Source organism: Novosphingobium sp. THN1, from assembly GCF_003454795.1.
Classification (GTDB): domain Bacteria; phylum Pseudomonadota; class Alphaproteobacteria; order Sphingomonadales; family Sphingomonadaceae; genus Novosphingobium.
On record NZ_CP028348.1, the window covers coordinates 538,392 to 555,892 of the forward strand.

At 64.6% G+C, this 17,501-nt stretch carries 10 protein-coding genes and 2 pseudogenes; 5 read left to right on the forward strand and 7 right to left on the reverse strand.

What is annotated here, in order from left to right:
* Positions 1-124 precede the first annotated feature (124 nt).
* From C7W88_RS19570 to manD (C7W88_RS19580), 3 genes and pseudogenes are all read right to left on the reverse strand, one after another.
* A pseudogene (locus C7W88_RS19570) lies at positions 125-990 on the reverse strand (sugar kinase).
* Between the two features lie 26 nt (positions 991-1,016).
* On the reverse strand, positions 1,017-2,396 hold the full coding sequence (locus tag C7W88_RS19575; protein ID WP_240345120.1) for a hypothetical protein: 1,380 nt from the start codon (positions 2,394-2,396) through the stop codon (positions 1,017-1,019).
* Between the two features lie 165 nt (positions 2,397-2,561).
* Positions 2,562-3,770 (reverse strand): mannonate dehydratase, encoded by a 1,209-nt coding sequence (gene manD / locus C7W88_RS19580; protein WP_118075211.1) that lies wholly within the window; start codon positions 3,768-3,770, stop codon positions 2,562-2,564.
* A gap of 199 nt (positions 3,771-3,969) precedes the next feature.
* On the opposite strand from manD (C7W88_RS19580), the gene glpD reads away from it, so the two are divergent.
* The 5 genes from glpD (at position 3,970) to C7W88_RS19605 (ending at position 12,461) form a co-directional block, all read left to right on the forward strand.
* On the forward strand, positions 3,970-5,511 hold the full coding sequence (gene glpD, locus C7W88_RS19585) for a glycerol-3-phosphate dehydrogenase (protein ID WP_118075212.1): 1,542 nt from the start codon (positions 3,970-3,972) through the stop codon (positions 5,509-5,511).
* 30 nt (positions 5,512-5,541) lie between these two features.
* Positions 5,542-7,038 (forward strand): glycerol kinase GlpK, encoded by a 1,497-nt coding sequence (gene glpK / locus C7W88_RS19590; RefSeq protein ID WP_205525349.1) that lies wholly within the window; start codon positions 5,542-5,544, stop codon positions 7,036-7,038.
* 236 nt (positions 7,039-7,274) lie between these two features.
* Positions 7,275-9,527: a TonB-dependent receptor gene (locus C7W88_RS19595; protein ID WP_118075214.1), complete on the forward strand. Its 2,253-nt coding sequence runs from the start codon at positions 7,275-7,277 to the stop codon at positions 9,525-9,527.
* Positions 9,528-9,654: 127 nt separating this feature from the next.
* Positions 9,655-11,562, forward strand: a complete 1,908-nt coding sequence (locus C7W88_RS19600) for a glycoside hydrolase family 2 protein (RefSeq protein WP_240345121.1) — start codon at positions 9,655-9,657, stop codon at positions 11,560-11,562.
* Entirely contained in the window at positions 11,559-12,461 is a 903-nt protein-coding gene (locus C7W88_RS19605) for an alpha/beta hydrolase (RefSeq protein WP_240345122.1), read from the forward strand. Before C7W88_RS19600 ends, C7W88_RS19605 begins: the two co-directional genes overlap by 4 nt.
* A gap of 88 nt (positions 12,462-12,549) precedes the next feature.
* On the opposite strand, the gene C7W88_RS24090 is transcribed toward C7W88_RS19605, so the two are convergent.
* From C7W88_RS24090 to manD (C7W88_RS19620), 4 genes and pseudogenes are all read right to left on the reverse strand, one after another.
* Positions 12,550-12,840, reverse strand: coding sequence for a hypothetical protein (locus tag C7W88_RS24090; protein ID WP_240345123.1), 291 nt, complete (start codon positions 12,838-12,840; stop codon positions 12,550-12,552).
* Positions 12,797-14,929: a TIM-barrel domain-containing protein gene (locus tag C7W88_RS19610; RefSeq protein ID WP_240345124.1), complete on the reverse strand. Its 2,133-nt coding sequence runs from the start codon at positions 14,927-14,929 to the stop codon at positions 12,797-12,799. Before C7W88_RS19610 ends, C7W88_RS24090 begins: the two co-directional genes overlap by 44 nt.
* Before the next feature lie 60 nt (positions 14,930-14,989).
* A complete protein-coding gene (locus tag C7W88_RS19615) occupies positions 14,990-16,237 on the reverse strand; it encodes an MFS transporter (protein ID WP_118075216.1) in 1,248 nt (415 codons plus the stop codon).
* Between the two features lie 28 nt (positions 16,238-16,265).
* Positions 16,266-17,472 (reverse strand): annotated as a pseudogene (manD, locus tag C7W88_RS19620) (mannonate dehydratase).
* Between the last annotated feature and the right edge of the window lie 29 nt (positions 17,473-17,501).

Consider the following 17,501-nt stretch of genomic DNA (forward strand, 5'->3'; position numbering starts at 1 on the left):
GGGAAACTGTTCACCCATCCGAGTTTGGCAGGCAGGTCGAACGACTACAATGGCGTCGTATCCTGACGGTCTGCTCTCAGCAAAATGGGACAGATAGCTGACGTGCACCCCGAGGCGGGCGTGTTCACCCTCCGTCGGAATCCCGCGGCGGTATTGCGCCCCGGCGCATGATGGTCCAGCCGGCCAGAGCGTGGCCCGCGATTGCGGCCTGTGCTGACGCTTCGCCGCGCAGGCGCGCGCTGAGGTAACCTGCGTTGAAGGCGTCGCCGGCGCCGCTGGTGTCCACCGGGCGCAAGACTTCGGCGGGGGGACGATCTCGCCGTCTGGCAGGCGACAGCCTTCGGGGCCGAGCTTGACGATGGTTTCACTGCAGCCAAGGCCTTGCCAGTGGGCGGCGACGGCTTCTGCATCGGTCTCGCCCGAAAGCATGGTTTCGTCCTCGAGCGTGGGCAGGCCGATGCTGGCAACGGCGATGGCGGCATCGCGCGCGGCGCGGGCCGTTGCCTGATCTGGCCAGAGTCGCGGGCGATAGTTGCCGTCGAAGGCGACGAGCCCGCCATTGGCGCGGACCTTGCGGGCGAGGGTGAGCAGCCCCTGCCTGCCGCTTTGGGGCAGGATGGCCAGCGAGATCAGCGAGAAGGCGAGCAGATCTGCGCTCTCGGCCTGGGCCAGCGCGGTTTCGATGCCGGGGCAATCGAACAGCGCCCGCGCGGCGCTTTCACCGCGCCAGTAGGTGAAGCTGCGCTCGCCCATGTCGTCGCAGGTGATTGCGTAGAGGCCGGGGTTGCGGGAGGGGTTGTCGAGCACCAGCGACGTGTCGAGGCCTTCGGCCGCCCAGCGCGTGCGCAAGTCCTCGCTGAACGGATCGGTGCCGAGCGCGGAGAGATAGGCGGTCTCCACCCCGCTGCGCGCGAGGTGGATTGCCGTATTCAATGTGTCGCCGCCATAGGCGAGCCGCCAGAGGCTGCCTTCCTGCGACAGCTCCAGCATCGCCTCCCCGACAAGGACCGCGCGCATCAGCGGCAGGCCGGGTTGGCGGCGCCGGGCAGGGCGTAGAAGGCGATGGACTGGCCCGGGATCGTGACCTTGCCGCTGACGGCGACGCCATCGAGGCCAGTCAGCTTGAGGTCCGGCGAGAGGGCCGGGGCCTTGCCATTGATGAGCACGCTGCGGGTGTCGAGCGGTTGGCCGGTCATTGTCCAGCCCATGCCCTTGCCGCCGAGGTTGATGCCTTGCGCGGCCTCGCCGGTGTTGAGCGCCATGACGGTGACGCCGCCGGGCTTGCCGGGCAGGCAGTGGGCATAGAGCCGCAGCGCGGGCGAGGGCGAGGCGGGGGAGGCGAGCACGGTGCTGCCCATCGTGCGCTTCCACAGCACAGCGGCCCAGTAGTTCGGGCGCGGGGTCAGGGTATCGCGATCGATCAGGGCATAGTCGCTGGCGGCGAGCGTATTGTGCATCACCACCTGCAACCCTTGCTGCGCCAGCGCGGCGTTCTGGTTGAGGTAGCGGAAGGTGTCGAGGAAGGTCGAGGCCCAGGGGCTGCCACCGCAGGCAGCCTGCGCGGTTTCGGTGTTCCACATCGGCTTGCCGGGTTCGAACCTGTCACGCAGAGCGGCATAGTAGCGGTAGTCACGCACGGTCATGTCGAGCCAGCTTGCGGTGAGCGCGTCCTGCTTTTGCGCGGTGCCGATGCCGAGGCCTGCACAGCGCTGCGAGACGCTGCCGTAGAAGTGGTAGGACACGCCATCGACGCTGTTCGGGTTGGCCTTCATCATGTCTTCGCTGCTGACATGTGCGCCCATTTCGGCAGGCACGGGCACGTCCTTGAGCAGGCCCGCCTCGCCCACGCCACCGACGCCGAGGATCTTCATGCCGGGCACGGCCTTGCGCGCCCAATCACGGAAGAGGCGGAATTCCGCGCCATAGTTGGCGGCGGTATAGCCCTTGGGCATCTGCGGCGCGGCGCTGGGCATGTTGGCTTCGTTGAAGAATTCGGCAGCGTAGAGCGAGCCGCCGGCCTCGCGCGTCAGATCGACCAGGCGCTGTGCCTGCGCCGGCTTCCACACGCCATTGGCATCGCGCGTGCCGTTGCTGACGGCGAAGCTGGTGACGATGGGCGCATCGACCGCCTTCGAGAAGGCAACCACGTTCTTCCACTGGTCGCGCGTCAGCACCTGCACGAACCCGGCGGGCGGGGCGGAGAGGTGTTCGCCTTCGGCTTCGAGGTAGGTGTTGTTGGCCCAGGTGCCGCTCACGCGCACGAGACTGGGGCCGAGCGCCTTGGCCAGCGCGACCAGCTTGGGGTCAGTCAGGTCGATTGGCGGGCGCTGGCGGTAGCGTTCGTCCGCCGGGCCACCATAGGGCGCCCAGAAGCGGCCGCCGGTGATCTCGACCATCTCGATATTGTAGGACTGGTAGCGATCGCTTGTCGTGCCGACCTTTGCCAGCTTTGCGAGCTGGAGCGAGGGGCAGGGGCAGGCGTCGCGCCGGTCAGGGCAACCAGGGCGGTCGCCGCAAGAAATGCCTTTTTCATCGTATCCTCACCAGTTTTGGTTGTTGTCTCACCAGTTCCACATGGTGCCATCCTCGAGCCGTGCGACGGGGAGGTAGGCTGGTTTGTAGGGGTATTTGGCGGCGAGTTTTTCGTCGATGTCGACGCCGTGTCCGGGGGTGTCGCCGACGAAGAGTTCGCCCTTGTCGAAGTGGTAGTCGTGGGGGAAGACTTCGTCGGTTTCGGGGGTGTGGCGCATGTATTCCTGGATGCCGAAGTTGGGGACCCAGGTATCGAAGTGCAGCGCGCAGCCCATGGTGACGGGCGAGAGGTCGGTGGCGCCGTGGCAGCCGGTGCGGATCTGGTAGAGGCTGGCAAGATCGGCAATGCGGCGCAGGTGGGTAAGGCCGCCAGCACCGACCACGGTCGCGCGGATATAGTCGATCAGCTGGTTCTGGATGAGATCCTTGGCATCCCAGATGGTGTTGAAGATCTCGCCCACGGCCAGCGGGGTGACGGTGTGCTGGCGCACCAGCTTGAAGGCTTCCTGGTTCTCGGCCGGGGTGCAGTCCTCCAGCCAGAACAGCTGGTAGGGTTCGAGCATCTTGCCAAGGTTGGCCGCTTCCTGCGGGGTATAGCGGTGGTGGCCATCATGGAGCAGGTGATGGTCGAAGCCGTAGGTCTTGCGCAGTTCCTCGAACATCTTGGGCACATAGTTCAGCGCCTTGCGCGTATCCCAGCCGGTGACCGAGGGCAGCGCGGCATCGGCCGGTTCGTAGTAGAGCTTGCCGCGGCCCACGCCATAGGCATCCTTGATGCCGGGCACGCCGGTCTGGGCGCGGATCGCCTTGTAGCCCATGTCGATGTAGTGGCCGACCGCCTCGACCGTCTCGGCAATGTCCGAGCCATTGGCATGGCCATAGACCATGATTCCGTCACGGCTGCGCCCGCCGAGCAACTGGTAGACCGGCATGCCGGCCATCTTGCCCTTGATGTCCCACAGCGCCATGTCGACCGCGGCGATCGCGCGCATCGTCACAGGTCCCCGGCGCCAGTAGGCCCCGCGATAGAGATACTGCCAGATGTCCTCGATGCGGCGCGGGTCCATGCCGATCAGGCAGGGAATGACGTGCTCTTCCAGATAGGCGACGACCGAAAGCTCGCGCCCGTTCAAGGTACCATCGCCGATGCCGTAGACGCCCTGGTCGGTCTCGATCTTCAGCGTCACGAAGTTGCGACCCGGGCAGGTGACGATGACGCGGGCGGCAGTGATTTTCATGGGAGTTGCACTCGCTAAGGACAGGCGGATTGTGGTATTACCGATTGACGGACCAGTTTCGGTCTGTCAAGTTCCCTGAATTGGTAATACCAGAAAGTTCCCAAAATAAGGCCCCTGCGATGACTGGAACGCTCTACCGCGCCCGGAGCGTTGCTTTCCTGACGCGGGCTTGGGCGGAATGGCAGTCCGGAGGCTTTTAATGACAGTGTCTTACCCCGCGTTTGACCCGAACCAGATCTTTGATCTGCTGGTCATCGGCGGCGGCATCAACGGCGTGGGCATTGCCCGCGATGCCACGGGCCGCGGCCTGCGCGTGCTGCTGGTGGAGCGCGACGATCTGGCATCGCACACCTCGTCGGCCAGTACCAAGCTGATCCACGGCGGCTTGCGCTATCTCGAATACTACGAGTTCCGCCTTGTGCGCGAATCGCTGCAGGAGCGCGAGCGGCTGATCAGGATCGCGCCGCAGATCAGCTGGCCGCTGCGCTTCGTTCTGCCGCAGCCCGAAGGCGGGCGTCCGGGCTGGATGATCCGGATCGGCCTGTTTCTCTACGATCATATCGCCGGGCGGCACAGCCTGCCCAAATCACACGGGGTGAACCTGCGCGATCCGAACTGGGGCAAGGGACTGAAGCCGGGGCTGTCCAAGGGCTTTGTCTATTCCGATGCCTGGGTCGACGATGCGCGGCTCGTGGTGCTCAATGCGATTGACGCTGCGCAGCGCGGCGCGACGATCCTGACCGGAACGGCAGTGTCCGGGGCCGAGCAGCAGGGCGATGCATGGGCGGTGACGCTGGAGCCGAACGCCGATGCTCCCGCGCCGGCCATCGCTGCGCCGTGCACGGTGCGGGCACGCACAATCGTCAACGCCGCCGGGCCATGGGTGGCGAGCATGCTGGGTTCGCTTTCCGGGGCGCAGCGCGATGGCGCGATCAAGCTGGTCAAGGGCAGCCATATCGTCGTGCCCCGGATCTATCCCGGCGATCACGCCTTCATCCTGCAGCAGGACGACGGTCGGATCGTCTTCACGATTCCCTACGAAGGCGAGTTCACTCTGGTGGGCACGACCGACGTTGCCGTGGGCGAGGAGGAGCGGGCGCGGCCGAAGATCAGTGCGGAAGAGATCGCCTATCTCTGCGCGGCGTCGAACCGGTATTTCGAACGGCAGATCGCGCCTGCCGATGTGGTGTGGACCTATTCGGGCGTGCGCCCGCTGTTCGATGACGGGCAGGAGGACGCCAAGGCGGTGACGCGCGATTACGTGCTGAAGCTGGGACGTGCGGAGGGCCCGCAGGTGTTGAGCGTGTTCGGCGGCAAGCTGACCACCTATCGCCGCCTTGCCGAACATGCGCTCGATGATCTCAGGCCGTGGATGGCAGGATCGGGAAAGGCGTGGACCGATACCGTGCCGCTTCCCGGCGGCGATCTGGGGACGGGCGGCTTTGCCGCATTCCTGAAGCTGGCGCGCGAGCGCTGGCCGTTTGTGCCGGCGCAGACCATGGAGCGCATGGCCCATGCCTATGGCACGCGGATCGCGATGATCCTTGGGGAAGCGCAAGGATGGCAGGACCTCGGCAGTGATTTCGGCGGGGGTTTGACCGAGGCCGAAGTGCGGTATCTGCAGGCGTACGAATGGGCGCGCAGCGCCGAGGACGTGCTATGGCGGCGCAGCAAGCTGGGTCTCACGGCGGCGCCTGATATGGCGGAGAAGCTGGCGTTCTGGTTCAAGGCCAACGCTTGACAGATTTCTGCCTGAAAAAATTTGGGAGTGATGGGAATGGGTGACCTCGTACTGGCGATCGACCAGGGCACGACTTCGACGCGCGCGCTGATTTTCGATGGCGGGCGGCAGGTGGTGGCAAGTGCCCAGCGCGAGTTTGCGCAGCACTATCCGGCCGATGGCTGGGTGGAGCATGATCCGGAGGAAATCTGGCGCGATACCCTGCAAACCTCGCGCGAGGCCTTGGCCAAGGCTGGGGTGGGGCCAGAGGGTATCGCCGCGATCGGCATCACCAACCAGCGCGAGACCGTGGTGCTGTGGGACCGCGCCACGGGGGAAGCGCTCCATAACGCCATCGTCTGGCAGGATCGGCGCACGGCGGACATCTGCGCCGGGCTTCAGGCGCAGGGGCATCAGCCTTTCGTGCACGAGAAGACCGGTCTGCTGCTGGACCCCTACTTTTCGGCGACCAAGATCGCCTGGCTGCTCGACAACATCCCCGGCGCCCGGGAACGGGCCGAGCGGGGTGAACTGGCGGCAGGGACCATCGACACGTTCCTGCTGTGGCGACTGACGGAAGGGCGTAGCCACAAGACCGACGTGACCAACGCCAGCCGCACCTTGCTGTTCGATATCGTCTCGCAGCGCTGGTGCCCGGAATTGCTCAGGCTGTTCCGCGTGCCTGCCGCGCTGTTGCCGGAAGTGTGCGCCAGCGCGGACGACTTTGGCACGACCACCCTGCTCGGCGGCAATATCCCCATTTGCGGCGTGGCGGGCGACCAGCAGGCGGCGCTGGTCGGGCAGTCATGCCTTGCGCAGGGGCAGGCCAAGATCACCTATGGCACGGGCGGCTTCATGCTGCTCAACACCGGCACCACCGTGGCGCGTTCGCGCAGCCGCCTGCTCAGCACGATTGCCTATCGCATCGATGGCAAGACGCACTACGCGGTCGAAGGTTCGCTGTTCGTGGCCGGCGCTGCCATCAAGTGGCTGCGCGATGGGCTGGGGATCATCGTGGCGGCAAAGCAGACCCAGGAGATGGCAGCGCGCCTGCCCGACAATGGCGGCGTCTACATGGTGCCGGCCTTTGTCGGGCTCGGCGCGCCGCATTGGTGCACCGAGGCGCGGGGCATGCTGGCAGGGCTGACGTTCGATTCCAGCGCCGCGCACATTGCTCGCGCGGCACTGGAATCCGTGGCCTACCAGACCGCAGATCTGGTTGCCGCGATGGCGGATGACGGGGTCGAAGAAGGGGCGGGGGCGCTTTCCTCGCTTCGCGTTGATGGCGGGATGGCGGCCAATGACTGGTTGTGCCAGTTCCTGGCCGACATGCTGGACATCACCGTGGAGCGGCCGGCGAACCTGGAGACGACGGCACTGGGTGCGGCCATGCTTGCGGGGCATCATTGCGGTGGCTGGCCCGACGCGCTTGACGGATCAGCCGCTGTCGAAGGCCTGACGCGATTTGAGCCGACGATGGCACGCGACCAACGCGCCCGGCTGACGAGCGAATGGCGTGCTGCAATCCGGCGTGCAACACTTGCATGACCGCCAGGTGGATAGGATTCTGGTCAGACCAATAGGAAAGATTGCAACCAGTTTGAAGCCAGAATCGCCAGCGGTTGCTTGCATTCCAGCAACAAAAGCTCCGGATTTGTAACTCTGGAGAGGCATCTTACCAATGTCTTGTCATATCTGTAAAACCAGTCTTGCATCTGGCTAGGCCATTTGGTAAGAGACCCTGTCTTATGCGGATAACAGTCCGCGCAGGAGGAGGGGTTTTCATGAAGTGCTTCCGTAATTCGCTTGGTGTCAGTGCAATCGCGTTGGCGATCGCCTTCGGGGCGCAATCGGCATCTGCGCAGACGGCCGCTGAAGATGCGGCTCCTGCCGATACCGGCGAAATCATCGTCACTGCGCAAAAGCGTGCGGAAAACGTGCAGAACGTGCCGCTGGCCGTGTCGGTTGTCGGGCCGACGCAGCTGGCTGCTGCTGGCGTTCGCGACTTCGGCGACCTTGGCAAGATCTCGCCCTCGCTGACCATTCGTCCGGCCGAGCATCCTGTCAACGCCAACGTCTCGCTGCGCGGCGTCGGCACCTTCGCCTTCGGCATCGGCGTGGAGCCGAGCGTTGCCGTGCTGGTCGACGAAGTGCCGCTGGCGTTCCAGGCGCGCGCCTTCAGCGACCTGCCCGATATCGAGCGCATCGAAGTCCTTCGTGGTCCGCAATCGACGCTCTATGGCAAGGCCGCTTCGGCCGGTCTGATCAATCTGATCACCCGCAACCCGACCGACGAGTTCAAGATCCGCGCCAACGCCACGGCCACCACCGACAGCGAATATGGCGCCAACTTCAGCGTTTCGGGTCCGATCAGCGATACGCTCGGATTCGTGGTGTCCGGTGCCTATTCCAAGTGGGATGGCAACACGCGCAACCTGTTCAATGGCAAGAAGGTCAATGGCCGTGAATCCGGCAGCGTCCGCACCAAGCTGCGGTGGGAGCCGTCGGCCGATGCGAGCGTGACGCTTTCGCTCAACTACATGACCGGCAACACCACCGTTGGCCGTCCGTACATCCGCATGACCCCGGGCCTGCGTTTCCGCGGCACCGGCCAGGCGGCAACCGTCGTGATGCCGGGTGTAACGCCGGGGCCGGAAAACACCAACGTCAGCAACAACTACAACGCGCGCACCGATTATGAAGGTGGCGGCGGCAACCTGCGTGGCGAGTTCACGCTGGGCGATCACACGCTGGTTTCGATCACCTCGTACGACAGCTTCGAGCTGAACGACTACTTCGACTCCGACGAGACTTCGTCGAGCCTCGCGTCGGAAAACAACATCCAGACCGGCACGTTCCGTTCGAACCTGTTCACGCAGGAGCTTCGCCTGCTTTCGGACGGTTCCAAGCCGTTCCGTTACACGCTCGGCGCCTACTACGCCAATGTCGACTTCGAGCGTCCGTTCTATCGTGGCCCGGCATTTTCGCTGGCAAACTGGTTTGCCACTTCGAAGTCCAGCCAGATCGCGGCGTTCGTGCAGGCTGACTGGCAGTTCATGCCGAACGCAACGTTCACCGGCGGCGCGCGCATCCAGAACGAGCGCATCGGCTATACCTTCAAGGATATCCAGAACGGCAACGCCCAGTTTGCGGGCAATGCACAGGATACTGCTGCGACGTATCGCGCCAGCCTGCGCTACGAGTTCACGCCGACGATCAGCGCCTTCGTGACCTATTCGACCGGTTACAAGGGGCAGACCTACGACCTGACCACTGGCTTCAACGCCAACCGTGCCAACGCCGGTCCGATCAAGCCGGAAACTTCGCGCGACATCGAATTTGGCCTGCGCACCCAGCTCTTCGATCGCAAGGTTACCTTCAACATCACCTACTTCGACACGACCTACAAGAACCTGCAGGCGCAGGCTGTGGAAGTGTTGCCCGACCTGACCACCAACTTCCGCCTGACCAACGTCGGCAAGCTGGGCACGAAGGGCGTGGAAATCGATGCAGGCTTCCGTCCGAGCGACCTGTTCAACCTCAACACGTCGATCGCGGTTCTCGACGCCAAGTATCTCAGCTTCCCGTCGTCGCCGTGCTTCCCGAACCAGTCGGCAGCGCAGGGTTGCGACCGTACGAAGACTCCGGCCTTCCAGAACCTGACCGGCGAGCGCGCCGTGCAGGCGCCGAGGCTGAAGTTCAACGTGACGGGCGAAGTGACGCCTTCGCTGACCGAGAACATCCGCGGCCTGATCCAGGCGAACGTGCAGTACACTGGCAGCGTGTTCTACGTGGCTCGCGATCCGCAGACCTTCCAGAAGGAGTTCACGATCGTGAACCTTTCGGTCGGCGCGCGTGACGAGAGCCGGAAGTGGGAAGTGGCGGCGTTCGTCAACAACCTGTTCGACGTGCAGTACTACCCGACGCTGATCAACAATTCCGGCGTCTGGGGCGGCGGCAGCAACATCGCCACGGCAGCAATTCTCCCTCGTGATTTCCGCCGCTACGGCGGGGTTCGGGCCAGCCTGAACTTCTGATCACGTATTGGCCGGGCGCGATGAGCGTCCGGCCATTTTTCTTTAACCAGATAGGCCGGAGACGCACTGCAAGAGCAGGCCCGGCCGTGAACACACGCCTTCAATCGTTGCAGGAGAGAGCATGCGAGTGGCACGGTTTGATCGAGCATTTCTTGGCCTGCTTCTGGCGGGCATGTTTACGTTTGCGACACAAGCCGTCGCCGCCGACTCCGTGTTCACCACTCTGCCGCTTGCCACGGTCGACACCGCACCGTTGCTCGTTTCAGCCGACATGCGCGATGGCATCGACCTTTCGGGCGAATGGAACTGGTCGATCGATCCCTACCGATCGGGAATTGCCGGCTTCCATGGCGAAGCGCCCAACCGGACCGAGCAGCGCTGGCTCGACATCGATGTCCGCAAGACGCTGGCGCAGGACAACCGCGAGCTGTTCGAGTTCGATCTTGACCATGACCGCAAGGTCAAGCTGCCGGGGTCGTGGCTGGCTGCCTCGCCCGAGATGCGGCACTATCAGGGGCTGGTGTGGTATCGCCGCCACTTCGAAAGCCCGGCTGGGCGCAAGGGGCGCTACTTCCTGCGCTTCGGGGCATCGAACTACGCCACCGTAGTCTTCGTCAATGGCCAGCCGGTGGGGCGGCACGAAGGCGGCTTTACGCCGTTTGCCTTCGACGTAACCAAGCTGCTGCGCGATGGCGACAATCAGATCACCATTGGTGTCGACTCCGCCGCGACCGCTGCAACGGTTCCGCCGCCCGTCACCGACTGGGAGAACTATGGCGGCGTCACGCGCGACGTGAAGCTTGTCCACACCAGCGATACATATGTCGACAGCGCCTGGGTGCGATTGACACGCGAAGGCAAGATCGCGGTTGATGCGCATCTGGATGGGCCTGCGGCGGCGAACCAGCCGGTGCATCTAAAGGTTGCCGGGCTGCCCTTCGACCTGAAGGGTCGCACCGACGCGAAAGGCAACTGGCGCGCAACCGCCACGGCCCCACGGGCACTGATGCGCTGGACGCCGGAAAGCCCGAAGCTTTACGATGTGACGCTGGCAGCCGGCGAGGACACATGGCGTGACCGGATCGGCTTCCGCACGATCGAGCGCAAGGGCGCGGACATCCTGCTCAACGGCAAGCCCGTATTCCTGCGCGGCATTTCGATGCACGAAGAGGAGATCGGTTCGAACCCCGCGCGCGTGATCACGCCCGAGAATGCCAAGGCCTTGCTGGGCGAGATCAAGAACGGCCTCCACGGCAATTTCGTGCGACTTTCGCACTATCCCCATTCCGAGGTGATGACCCGCATGGCCGACGAAATGGGCCTGCTGGTGTGGAGCGAGGTGCCGGTTTACTGGATGGTGGCATGGTCCAACCCGTCCACGCTGGCGACGGCGCGCAACATGCTGGCCGAGAACATCCTGCGCGATCGCAATCGCGCCTCTGTGGTGATCTGGAGCGTGGCCAATGAAACCCCGGTCAGCGATGCGCGCAACACCTTCCTGCGCACCTTGATTGGCGATGTGCGGCGGCTCGATCCCAGCCGCCTGGTCAGCGCGGCGTTGCTGGTCGAGCGGGACAAGGGCGCGGCGGTGCCGACGATGACGATGGCCGATCCCCTGGCGGACGATCTCGATATCGTATCGATCAACACCTACAACGGCTGGTACACGCCTGACCGTCTGGCCGACTTGCCGAAGAGCGTGTGGAACCTGCCAGAAAACAAGCCGCTGATCTTTTCCGAATTCGGTGCCGACGCCAAGGCCGGCTTCCACAGTCCGGACGGCATGCAGAAGTTCTCGGAGGAATTTCAGGCCGAGTTCTATCGCAAGACGCTGCAAATGGCCGATCGCGTGCCGACCCTGCGCGGGATTTCGCCTTGGATCCTCAAGGACTTCCGCTCGCCCCGTCGGCAGAATCCGGATTTCCAGATGGGCTTCAACCGCAAGGGCCTGATTTCCGAAACAGGCCAGCGCAAGCAAGCGTTCAGCGTGCTGGCGGAATACTTCACCCGAAAATCCGGAGAGCCGAAGAAGTGAAGCGATTCCTTGCCGTAATGCTGAGCCTTGCTGCAACGCCGACGCTGGCAGCACCGGGCGACTGGGTCAAAGGTGTGCTGCCCGTTGCCACGCCGCCGGCGCTGGCCAGCGTGGACCTGCCAGTAACCTTGCGGCGCGCCAACCCGGCGCAAGAAGCATGGGCGCAGCAGACGCCCGACCAGCGTCTGGTCTACAACGTCAGCAAGCCGCAGCTGATCGTGTGGCCAAGCAGCCTGCCTGCCGATGCCGAGGCTCCGGCGGTGCTGCTGGTGCCGGGTGGGGGCTTCCAGTTCCTTGCCATGGACAACGAAGGCTTTGACGTTGCCCGCCGGCTCGACAAGCTGGGCGTGCGCGTGTTCATCGTGAAGTACCGGACGCAGCCGGTGCCTGACAGCATCGACGGCTTCAGGGAAGCGCTCAGCAACCTGTTCCAGAAAGGGGCGCCAGTCGATCTGACGAACCGCGACTATGCCGTGGCCGATACGCAAGCGGCGATCCGCATGGTGCGCGAAGGGGCTGCGCGCTGGCACGTCAATCCAGCCAAGGTCGGCATTCTCGGCTTTTCGGCGGGGGCGATGACGACGCTGGCCACGACGCAGGCCAATGCAGCAGACGCGCGTCCGGACTTCGTGGGCATGATCTACGGGCCGACCGAGAAGTCCGACGTGCCCGCCAATGCGCCGCCGCTGTTCGCGGCGATCGCTGCTGACGACCGCTTCTTCATCAAGCAGGACTTCGGGCTGTTTCATGCCTGGCGCCAGTCTGGCGCCAAGGTGGAGTTCCACCTTTACAGCGCGGGCGGGCACGGCTTTGCCTCGCAGCCGAACGGTACGACGAGCGATGCCTGGTTCGATCAGTATGCCTTGTGGCTGAGGGCCAGCGGTATCGTCAGCCGCTGAATCCAGCTTCAGGAATCCACCACTGCCAATGGCAGTTCAACTTTCCGGCCCGAGTGCGCGCAGCATTCGGGCCGGTTTTTTGTCGGGGTCAGACCTGCCAGTCGACGACCTTGCGCGTGAGGCCCAGCACCTGCGCTGAACGCACGGGCAGCGCGGTGCCGTTCACGGTAATGGTGCGCTGTTCGCGCTCTGGCACGGCGAAAGACAGGACCGGAGATGGCGCCGCGTCGGGGCCACGCCACGAGGCCTGAATGTCGATGGTGCTGGCTGAGGTGTGGATGACCGCCTGCCACATCGGCGGCTGTGCGGGATCGGGCCAGGCCTCGCCCGCTTCGTCATAGCCCGACCACTCCAGAAGGCTGTCGCCCGGTGCCGGCATGAGCAGCACGGCAGGCTGCGGCGCTGGCGGGGCAAAGCCGCCCGGTGCTATGTCGACAAGGTGCGCGGAACCTTCGCGCGCCAGCAAGGGGGCAGGCCCTCGGCAGGGGCAGGCAGATCATGAACCTTGCCACCCTCCAGAAGCCGGTCGTCGCGCAGGTCGATCCAGCGGGCCGGGCCGGGGAGGTAGGCCTGCACCGTATCCACCCCTTGTCGAGCGCGGGGGCGACCAGCAGGTTCGGCCCGAGCAGGTAGGTATCGCCATCGACCCACGCCTGAGGATCTTCGGGGAAGTCCAGCCACGGCGGACGCGTCACGACCTCATAAGCAGCGTGATGGCGCCACAGCAGATCGTGCAGCAGCGGCACCAGCGCGCGGCGCAGGTTCATCATGCCGACGATTGCCGGTGTGGTTTCGGGATACATCCACGGCTCGTTCACCGTGCCATCGCTGTTCCAGCTGTGGATCGAGAAGCGCGGCATGAGAATGCCCGCCTGCACCCAGCGCAGCAGCAATTCCGGTTCGGGCGAGGGACCGGCAAAGCCGCCGATGTCGTGCCCGGTATTGGAGACGCCGGACAAGGCAAGGCCGAGGCCCATCTTCTGGTTGTAGCGCAGGGTTTTCCACGCCGTGAAGTTGTCGCCCGACCAGGTCTGCGCATAGCGCTGCATTCCGGCCATGCCGCTGCGGGTGACGAGGTAGGGGCGTTCATCAGGGCGATAGGCGATCTGCGCGGCGCGGGAGGCGCGCATCATCAGCAGCGTTTGTGCAGGGCGTTCGGCAGCGGCAGGGCGCGGCGATCCGAACCCGGCAAAGCGGGCGCGCTTGTCCCAGATTTCGTACTCGTTGTTGTCGTTCCACGTGGCGCGCATGCCATAGGAAAGCAGCTGCGCAGTCACCTGCTCGCGCCACCACGCGGCGGCGTCCGGGTTGGTGAAATCGAGGTAGCTGCCGAGTTCGTCCCAGAACAGGCACTCCACCGGCTGTCCGTTCTCGTCGCTGACGAACCAGCCCTTCGCCGCCAGTTCGGCATAGCGCGGGTGCGACAGCAGCAGCGCGGGCTTGATATTGGGAACCAGCTCGACGCCCGCATCGGCATAGCTTTTGACGAAGCCCGCGATGTCCGGAAACTTGTCGTGGTTCCAGTTGAAGACGTAGCGCTTGTCGCCGATCGAGGTGTAGCCCGATGACAGGTGGAACGAGGTGCATGGCACGCCGTGCTTTTCAAGGCCTGCCAGAAACTCGCCCATCTGCTCCTGCGCGTTGGGCGCATCGGTATAGAGCATGGTCGAGCCCGAATAGCCTACTGACCAGCGCGGCATGAAAGCGGGGCGGCCGGTCAGCCAGGTGAACCGCCTTGCCACTGCGCCTGCATCCGGCCCGGCGATCATGTAGTAATCAAGATCGCCGCTTTCCGCGCGCATGTAGCGGTAGTGCGGGTGGTAGTTCGAATGTTCGTGGCCGAAATCGAACACCGGATCGGCCAGCGTATCGTAGAACACGCCATGGGCCGCGCCTTCGCCGTCGACCACCAGCACCCACGGGATGGACTTGTAGAGCGGGTCGTCGCTCTGCGCATCGTAGCCCATGCAATCGAGATTGGTCATCCGCAGGCGGCGTCCGGCACGATCCATGTCGCCGCTGCGCTCGCCCAGGCCGTAGTAACGTTCACCGGGGCGGCGCTTGACGTAGTGATAGGTCGCCTCGTCCCACCAGCCGAAGTTGTAGGGCTGGGTCGGGCGGTCCTCGGAAATCAGCTGCCAGCCGTCCGCCGTGGCCTGATGCCAGGTGCAAAGCAGGCCTTCGGTCTGGATTGTCAGCTTCAGGCGCGATGTGGCGATCACGATCTGGTCCGGCGCTTCCTCCTCCAGCGTGAATGCCGGTGCGGAAAACCCGCGCGTATCCATGCGGTCGCGGCCCGGCTCGGCAATGTCCTCCAGCCCTGGCGCAATGGTCCAGCTGGGCGGGGAGGTGACCTCGCCATTGGCCAGCAGCAGCACGCGCATCACGTCTTCCTCAAGGACGAAGACATGGGCGAGGGCGCCGGTATCGGAGCGAAGCGTGACGCGCGGCCCTTCTACTTGCGCCACGGAAAAGCGCGGCGGTGCGGAAAGGCGGGCGCGGCGGGGAGGGGGAGGTCGTTCATCAACTCAGGCTTTCGCGAAAGTAAGGCGGCGGCGCAGGGCAAGGAGCCAGATCGCGCCGATCAGATCGAACAGGCCAAGGCAGGCGAACAGCGGCGCGAAGCCGATCGTGTCGGCAAACTGGCCGATGGCGAGGGAGAACAGCAAGCCGCCGGTCCAGCCCGCCATGCCGACCAATCCATTGGCCTTGGCGATATCGGATTTGGGGAAGACGTCGGCGGACAGCGTGTTGATCAGCACCGAGATCACCTGATGGGCAAAGCCGCCAATGGCGAGCAGCCCGATGGCTGCATAGGGGCTGGCGACGAGGCCGACGCAGCCCGGTGCAATCATCAGCACGGCGCCGATCCAGATGCCCGCGATGCGCGATCCTTCGAGCGTCAGGCCCTTCCAGCGCTGCAGCCACGGTGCGAGATAGCCGCCGAGAATGCCGCCTGCGTCTGCCGCAAGGAATGGAACCCACGCGAACATGGCGATCTGCGTCAGGTCCCAACCGCGCTCCTTGGCGAAATAGAGCGGGACCCAGAAGCTGAAGGTCTGCCAAGCCGGTTCGGCAAGGAAGCGGGGGACGGCGATGGCCCAATAGCGCGAGGAGTCGACGATCGAGCGGATTGTCGTGGCCGAAACGGGGACGGGGCGCTGTCCGTCCTGAATTTCCGCAAGTTCCTCGGCGCTGACGTAAGTGGCGTCTTGCGGCGAGCGATACCAGCGATACCAGGCGGCGGCGAAGATCAGGCCAATGCCCCCGGTGACGACAAAGGCCGCCTGCCAGCCGTAATGCTTGGCCAGCAGCGCGGCCATGACCGGCGCGATCACCGCGCCGAAAGCGGTTCCGGCGTTGAACCACCCCGTGGCAACCGAGCGTTCGCGATCGGGAAACCATTCGCCGATGGTCTTCATGCCGGCGGGGATGACGGCGGCCTCGGCCATGCCGAGCAGGCCCCGGAACGCTGCGAGCGACAACCACCCGCGCGCAAAGCCATGTGCCATGTTGGCCACGCTCCACGCGACGGCGAACAGGGCGAAGCCTGCTGTCAGGCCGATCCGGTCGATCAGCATGCCGCCGATCGGCTGCATCACCGTGTAGGCCAGCTGGAACGCGCCGACGATGTAGGAATACTGCTCGGTGGTGATCTGCAGGTCGAGCTTGAGCTGCGGCGCCAGCGCGCCCAGCGAATTGCGCGCTATATAGTTGAGGATGGTGCCGACCATCACCAGCACCAGGATGCGCAGCCGCGCCGATTTCCAGTTCATGCCTTGCAATCCTCTCCCGCGGCTGGTCCTACCAGTTCCACATGGTGCCATCCTCGAGCCGTGCGACGGGGAGGTAGGCGGGTTTGTAGGGGTATTTAGCGGCGAGTTTCTCGTCGATGTCGACGCCATGGCCGGGGTGTCGCCGACGAAGAGTTCGCCCTTGTCGAAGTGGTAGTCGTGGGGGAAGACTTCGTCGGTTTCAGGGGTGTGGCGCATGTATTCCTGGATGCCGAAGTTGGGGACCCAGGTATCGAAGTGGAGCGCGCAGCCCATGGTGACGGGCGAGAGATCGGTGGCGCCGTGGCAGCCGGTGCGGATCTGGTAGAGGCTGGCAAGATCGGCAATGCGGCGCAGGTGGGTGAGGCCGCCGGCGCCGACGACAGTGGCGCGGATATAGTCGATCAGCTGGTTCTGGATGAGATCCTTGGCATCCCAGATGGTGTTGAAGATCTCGCCCACGGCCAGCGGGGTGACGGTGTGCTGGCGCACCAGCTTGAAGGCTTCCTGGTTCTCGGCCGGGGTGCAGTCCTCCAGCCAGAACAGCTGGTAGGGTTCGAGCATCTTGCCAAGGTTGGCCGCTTCCTGCGGGGTATAGCGGTGGTGGCCATCATGGAGCAGGTGATGGTCGAAGCCGTAGGTCTTGCGCAGTTCCTCGAACATCTTGGGCACATAGTTCAGCGCCTTGCGCGTATCCCAGCCGGTGACCGAGGGCAGCGCGGCATCGGCCGGTTCGTAGTAGAGCTTGCCGCGGCCCACGCCATAGGCATCCTTGATGCCGGGCACGCCGGTCTGGGCGCGGATCGCCTTGTAGCCCATGTCGATGTAATGGCCGACAGCCTCGACCGTCTCGGCAATGTCCGAGCCATTGGCATGGCCATAGACCATGATTCCGTCACGGCTGCGCCCGCCGAGCAACTGGTAGACCGGCATGCCGGCCATCTTGCCCTTGATGTCCCACAGCGCCATGTCGACCGCGGCGATCGCGCGCATCGTCACAGGTCCCGGCGCCAGTAGGCACCGCGATAGAGATATTGCCAGATGTCCTCGATGCGGCGCGGGTCCATGCCGATGAGGCAGGGAATGACGTGTTCCTCGAGATAGGCGACGACCGACAGCTCGCGCCCGTTCAAGGTGCCATCGCCGATGCCGTAGACGCCCTGGTCGGTCTCGATCTTCAGCGTCACGAAGTTGCGACCCGGGCAGGTGACGATGACGCGGGCGGCAGTGATTTTCATGGGGGTTTCACTCGCTAAGGACAGGCGGA